Here is a 1,194-nt window from a genome sequence, read left to right as displayed (position 1 = left end):
TCTGGCACTTAAAGAGACCCTATAATGAATCCTAGTTCTTCTATCACCATTGAACATTTACCTAATGAAATACTAACCCCTATTTTAAAGGCCTGCGCTAGCCCTTCCTTATTTAGCGTGTGTGGAAGATGGTACCATCTCCTAGCTAATGAAGTCATGCCTTCTCTTTATAAGCAAATAGGCAAAGTGCATGTTCCTCAAGGAGCTGTTAACGAGCAGGTTCTTGCTTTAGATAGGATCTATAAGCTAGAAGAAGAGCTTTTTAAAAAAGCAAAGGTAAATGCAATCTTTAGGCAAATCTTTACTTTAGCCCGCTCGCTTTCACCTTTAGAGTTTAAAGAAGGACTTAAGGAAAATAGATATTTCACATTGGCTAATTACTCCTCTTATCTATTAAATATTAATCGCCTCTTAATGTGGAAAAAATTACCCCGTGGAGAGAAATACTTAAATCGAGAAACAATTAAGTACTTACCTTTAGAAAAAAAAGGAGGGCTTTTTAGTAATTGGATTAAAAGGCATGGCAAAAAACTTACGAAGCTAGACTTACAAGGAATTGGCTTAACCTTTTTACCTCCAGAGGTAGGGCAATTATCAAACCTGAGGGATCTGGACTTAAGCGACAACCAGCTCACCACTCTTCCGGCAGAGATAGGGCAGCTATTGCAGTTACAAAAGATTATCTTAAGCATCAACCAGCTTACCTCCCTTCCGGCAGAGATAGGACAGCTCTCTCAGCTACGGCGGCTTGACTTAAACAACAACAAACTTACTTTCCTTCCTTCAGAGATAGGACGACTCTTGCAGCTGCAATGCCTTAGCTTAGATCACAACCAGTTTACCTCTCTTCCGGTAGATATATGGCAGCTATCTCAGCTACAAGAGCTTGGCTTAAGCAGCAACCGACTCACCACACTTCCAGTAGAGATAAGGCATCTGTCTCAGCTGCAAGTGCTTGGATTAAGCAGCAACCGGCTCACCGCACTTCCGGTAGATATAGGGCAGCTGTCTCAGCTGCAAGCGCTTGATTTAAGTAGCAACCAGCTTACCTCTCTTCCAACAAAGATAGGGCAGCTCTCTCAGCTACAAGTGCTTAATTTAAGCAACAACAAACTTACCTCCCTTCCTACAGAGATATGGTATCTATCACAGCTACGAGCGCTTGGCTTAAACAACAACCAGCTCACCACCCTT

The 1,194-nt window shown here is 42.0% G+C and carries 1 protein-coding gene; it reads left to right on the top strand.

Annotated features, from left to right (window positions below):
• Positions 1-24: 24 nt before the first annotated feature.
• Positions 25-1,194, top strand: a 1,170-nt coding sequence (locus tag DB42_RS10435; protein ID WP_052436010.1) for a leucine-rich repeat domain-containing protein, incomplete at its 3' end; no start/stop codon positions are given.

The sequence above is a fragment of the Neochlamydia sp. EPS4 genome, from assembly GCF_000813665.1.
Lineage (GTDB): Bacteria > Chlamydiota > Chlamydiia > Chlamydiales > Parachlamydiaceae > Neochlamydia.
The sequence above is the reverse complement of the archived record's forward strand: the minus strand, read 5'-3'. Positions and strand labels throughout refer to the sequence as shown.